Genomic DNA, 4,777 nt, shown 5'->3' on the forward strand with positions numbered 1-4,777 from the left:
CAGCGTGGACTTGCCGGAGCCGGAGGGGCCCATCACGGCGACGACCTCGCCGGGGTGGACCGAGAAGGCGGCGCCGTCCAGGGCCGCGGTGGGGCCGTAGGACTTGCGCAGGTCCCGGGCGACGAGCAGGGAGCCGTCGGGCGGGGTCATGCGACCACCTCCGTGCGAAGTCTGTCGAGGCGTGCCGCGGTCAGTTCCAGCCACCTGAGGTCGGCCTCCAGATGGAACAGGGCGTGGTCGCAGATCAACTGGTCGGCCAGGTCGCCCTTGCGCTTGCGGTCGGTGAGCACACGCATGGTGCGCAGGTGCTCGGAGCGCTGGGTGTCGAGGACGTCGGCGGCGTCGCGGTGGGTGAGCAGGGCCAGCACGACCTTGGTGTACAGGGTCGAGCGGAGGTAGTCCTCCGGCTTCTCCGGGCTGGCGAGCCAGCGCTCGACGTCCGTGATGCCGGCGTCGGTGATGGCATAGCGTTTCCGGTCGGGCCCGTCGCCCGCCTCGATGCCCTCGACCTCCACGAGGCCGTTCCTGAGCAGCCGGGACATGGTCGCGTAGACCTGCCCGTAGGCGAGCGGCCGGTCGTGGCCGAAGGTGTCGTCGAAGGCCCGCTTGAGGTCGTAGCCGTGCCGGGGGCCGGACTCCAGGAGCCCTAGAAGGGTGTGACCGATGGACATGGCGAGCACTCTACACACGGTGTATACCCTCGATGCATAAGGGTGTTCGGAACGGGCAACTCCACTTTTTCGGGCGTTCCCGCGGGCAACCTCGAACCCTTCCTGCCCGTCGGTTCCTTTGGGGTGGGTGCTCATTCTCACGTCCGTAAAAGAGCGGATCGGGCGCTCTTTGTCACATAGAGGGGTGTTAGCTTTCGGAGCTGACCCCGAGACGGAAGCGGAGCCAAGGGACCCATGGGACGAGCGGACGAGAGACGAGCGCGACAGCGCGGCGGCCACCGCGCGGCACCCGGACGCCGTTCGGCAGCCCCGGCCTCCGAGCCCTCCGGCGGTCCCGGCGGCAAGCCCGCCAAGGGCCGAATACGCCGGCTCTTCACCTGGAAAAAAATCGTCGGCACGGTCTTCGGCTTCTGCCTGCTGTGCATGGCCGGCTTCGCCGCGCTGTACCTGTCGGTCGACGTGCCCGCGGGCAACGTGGCCGCCCAGCGGCAGAGCAACGTCTACAAGTACAGCGACGGCACGGTCCTCGCCCGCGACGGCAAGGTCAACCGGGAGATAGTCGACCTCTCCAAGGTGCCCCGCAAGGTCCAGCTCACCTTCGTCGCCGCCGAGAACAAGTCCTTCTACACCGACCCCGGCGTCGACCTGAAGGGCACCGCCCGCGGCCTGCTCAACACCCTCGCGGGACGCGGCAAGCAGGGCGGTTCGACCATCACCCAGCAGTACGTCAAGAACTACTACCTGAGCCAGGACCAGACCGTCTCCCGCAAGCTCAAGGAGATGGTCATCTCGCTGAAGGTGGAGCGCGAGAAGTCCAAGGACGAGATCCTCGCCGGCTACATCAACACCAGCTACTACGGCCGCGGCGCCTACGGCATCCAGGCCGCCGCCCAGGCGTACTACCACGTCGACGCCCAGGACCTCACGGTCCAGCAAGGCGCCTACCTCGCCGCGCTGCTCCAGGCCCCGAGCCAGTACGACTGGTCCACCGCCACGGCGACCGGCAAGCGGCTGGTCACCGACCGCTGGAACTACGTCCTGAACAACATGGTCAAGGAGCACTGGCTCGACGCGGGCAAGCGCGCCGCCCTGAAGTTCCCGGTGCCCGAGGAGCCCAAGGGCGCCCCCGGCATGGAGGGACAGAAGGGCTATCTGGTCCAGCTCGCCAACTCCCAGCTGGAGAACCGGCTCATGAAGCAGGAGGGCATCTCCCGCTCGGAGGCCGAGGCCAAGGTCGAGGGCCAGGGCTGGACCATCACCCTCAACGTCGACCGCAAGAAGCAGGCGGCGCTGGAGAAGTCGGTCAGGACGCAGCTCACCGGCAAGCTGGAGCCGAAGCAACGTCCCGTCGACGCCGACGTCCAGGCCGGCGCGGTCTCCGTCGATCCGAAGACCGGCCGGATCGTCGCCCTCTACGGCGGCAAGGACTACTACAGCCACTGGGTCGACAACGCGGCCCGCCGCGACTACCAGCCCGCCTCCACCTTCAAGCCGGTCATCCTCGCGGCCGCCCTGGAGCACGGCGCCACCACCCAGAGCGGCACCCTGATCGGCGCCAACACCGTCTACGACGGCACCAGCCGCCGCCAGGTCCTCGACCACGGCTCCCGCGTCGGCTTCGCCCCGCCCAACGAGGACGACGCCGACTACGGCCCGATCAGCGTCCAGACGGCCATGAACAAGTCCGTCAACTCCGTGTTCGCGCAGATGGGCGTGGACGTCGGCATGGACAAGGTGATGGACACCGCGAAGCGGCTCGGCATGGACACCGAGGGCATGCAGGCGGTGCCCGCGCAGACCCTCGGCTCCATGGGCGCGAGCCCGCTGGAGATGGCGGGCATGTACGCCACGCTCGACAACCACGGCCGCAAGGTCACCCCGAGCATCGTCAAGTCGGCCGAGCGGCAGGGCCGTACGGTCCAGCTGCCGAACCCGGTCGGCGAGAGGGTGCTCGACCGCACCACCGCCGACACCGTGACCTCCGTGCTCACCGGCGTCGTCGACGACGGCACCGCCCGGCAGTCCGTGGCCGGCAACGCGCTGCGGGCCGGGCAGCAGGTGGCGGGCAAGACCGGTACCTCCGACTGCGACCGCTCGGCCTGGTTCACCGGTTACACCCCCGATCTCGTCACCTCCGTCGGCCTGTTCGGCGAGGCGCACAAGGACGGAGTCATCGGCTGCGAGGGCGAGAAGACCAAACGGTTCGCCCATGTCTCGCTCAAGGGCGCCCTGGGCGGCGGCCGCGTCAACGGCGGCGGGCCCCCGGCCCAGATCTGGGCCGCCTACACCTTCGGCGTGACCCGGCAGGCCGGGTTCGACCTCGACACCACCCAGGGCGCCGCCGTCGCGCCGACCCCGCCGCCGACCCCCAGCGAGACCCCGTCCCGGACGCCGTCGCAGACCCCGAGCAGCGAACCGCCCACCTCGAAGGCCCCGTCCGAGACGCCCAGCGAGACCCCGAGCGAGACCCCGACCTCGGAACCGCCCAGCCAGAGCCCGAGCGAGACCCCGACCACCCAGCCGCCGTCCGGGGGCCTCACCCCGCGCAACCCGTTCGACCCGGACCAGCGGGACAACGGCCGACAGCAGTGACGCACACGTGAAGGGCGCCCGGCGATCACGCCGGGCGCCCTTCACGTCGTAGGGGACGGGGGTCTGGCGGGGAGTCAGCCCCCGTGCAGCTCGAACCAGACGACCTTGCCGACGCTCAGCCGGGTCGCGCCCCAGCGCCGGGCCAGCTTGTTGACCAGGTACAGGCCCCGGCCTCCCTCGTCGGTCGCTCGCGCCTGGCACAGCCGGGGGAGCTGCGGCACGTCGTCACCGACCTCGCAGCGCAGCACGTCCGTGCGCAGCAGCCGCAGGGTCACCGGGCGCGTGGTGTAGCGCACCGCGTTGGTGACCACCTCGCTGACCAGCAGCTCGACGGAGTCGGTGAGGTCCTCAAGACCCCACTCGGCCAGTGCGGTACGGGCCAGCCGGCGGGCCTTGCCGGGGGTCGCGTCCTCCGCGTCCAGCGACCAGTACCGCACATCGCTGGACGCGATCCCGTCGAAGCGGGCCGCGAGCAGGGCGATGTCGTCGTCCCGGTCCCCGGGACCGAGCATGTCCAGCACCTCGTCGCACAGCGCCTCCAGCGGCGGCGGGTGGCCCGGCCCGGTCAGTTGCGCGGTCGCGGTCAGCCGCTCCCGCAACTGCTCTATGCCCGTCCACACGTCCCGCAGCCGGGACTCCACCAGGCCGTCGGTGTACAGCAGCAGCGTGGCCCCGGCGGGCGCGTCCAGCTCGACCGCCTCGAAGTCCACCCCGCCCACGCCGATCGGCGCGCCCGGCGGCACCCGCAGCACCTCGGCTTCGCCGCCCAGGTGCAGCAGCACCGGCGGCGGATGGCCGGCGTTGGCGATGGTGATGCGGTGCGCGACGGGGTCGTAGACCGCGTACATGCAGGTCGCCATGCGGTCGGTGCCCAGGCGCTGGGCCTGCTCGTCCAGGTGGTGCAGCACCTCCTGCGGGGGCAGGTCGAGACCGGCCAGGGTCTGCGCGGTGGTGCGGAGCTGGCCCATGATGGCGGCCGAGGTCATGGAGTGGCCCATCACGTCACCGACCACCAGCGCCACCCGGCTGCCGGGCAGCGGGATCGCGTCGTACCAGTCGCCGCCCACCCGCGCCGTCTCCGCCGCGGGCAGATAGCGCGAGGCCAGCCGCACACCGGTGGGGTGGGGGAGCGTCTCGGGGAGCATGGTGCGCTGCAGCTCGTCGGCGATGTACGCCTCGCGGCCGTACAGCACCGCCTTGTCGATGCCGAGCGCGCTGTGCGTGGCCAGCTGCGCCGCCACCAGCAGGTCCTCCGCCTCGAAGGCCAGCCGGTCCGGGCGGCGCAGGAACACCGCCGCGCCGATCACCCGGCGCCGTCCGCGCAGCGGCGCGAGGATCGCCCGCTGTCCGGACGGGACGAGTGCCTCGCCGTCCTCGCCGAGCAGCTCGGGCAGCGCGGCGCGGGCGGCCGGGGTGTCCGCGAACACCGGGCGCACCCCGCGCAGCACCTCGTTCAGCGCGCCGCCGGGGCGCACCTCGCACAGCTCGGCGGTCAGCGCGGCCGGGCCCGAGAG

At 71.4% G+C, this 4,777-nt stretch carries 4 protein-coding genes; 1 reads left to right on the forward strand and 3 read right to left on the reverse strand.

Annotation, left to right across the window (positions count from 1 at the left end; genetic code table 11):
• The coding region (locus GT030_RS28670; RefSeq protein ID WP_161203573.1) for an ATP-binding cassette domain-containing protein at window positions 1-150 on the reverse strand (150 nt) is incomplete at its 3' end.
• Window positions 147-671 (reverse strand): PadR family transcriptional regulator, encoded by a 525-nt coding sequence (locus GT030_RS28675; RefSeq protein ID WP_161203574.1) that lies wholly within the window; start codon window positions 669-671, stop codon window positions 147-149. The genes GT030_RS28675 and GT030_RS28670, both read right to left, overlap by 4 nt.
• Before the next feature lie 234 nt (window positions 672-905).
• Here GT030_RS28675 and GT030_RS28680 point away from each other — a divergent pair, with 234 nt between their 5' ends.
• Entirely contained in the window at window positions 906-3,263 is a 2,358-nt protein-coding gene (locus GT030_RS28680; RefSeq protein WP_161203575.1) for a transglycosylase domain-containing protein, read from the forward strand.
• 74 nt (window positions 3,264-3,337) lie between these two features.
• Here the strand turns inward: GT030_RS28680 and GT030_RS28685 are convergent.
• Window positions 3,338-4,777: SpoIIE family protein phosphatase (locus tag GT030_RS28685; RefSeq protein WP_161203576.1), on the reverse strand; the 1,440-nt coding region annotated here is incomplete at its 5' end.

The sequence above is a fragment of the Streptomyces sp. SID1328 genome (assembly GCF_009865595.1).
Taxonomy (GTDB): domain Bacteria; phylum Actinomycetota; class Actinomycetes; order Streptomycetales; family Streptomycetaceae; genus Streptomyces; species Streptomyces griseoluteus.

Coding starts and splice junctions, on each gene's coding strand:
- GT030_RS28675 (WP_161203574.1), bottom strand. CDS start 671: ATGTCCATCGGTCACACCCTTCTAGGGCTCCTGGAGTCCGGCCCCCGG.
- GT030_RS28680 (WP_161203575.1), top strand. CDS start 906: ATGGGACGAGCGGACGAGAGACGAGCGCGACAGCGCGGCGGCCACCGC.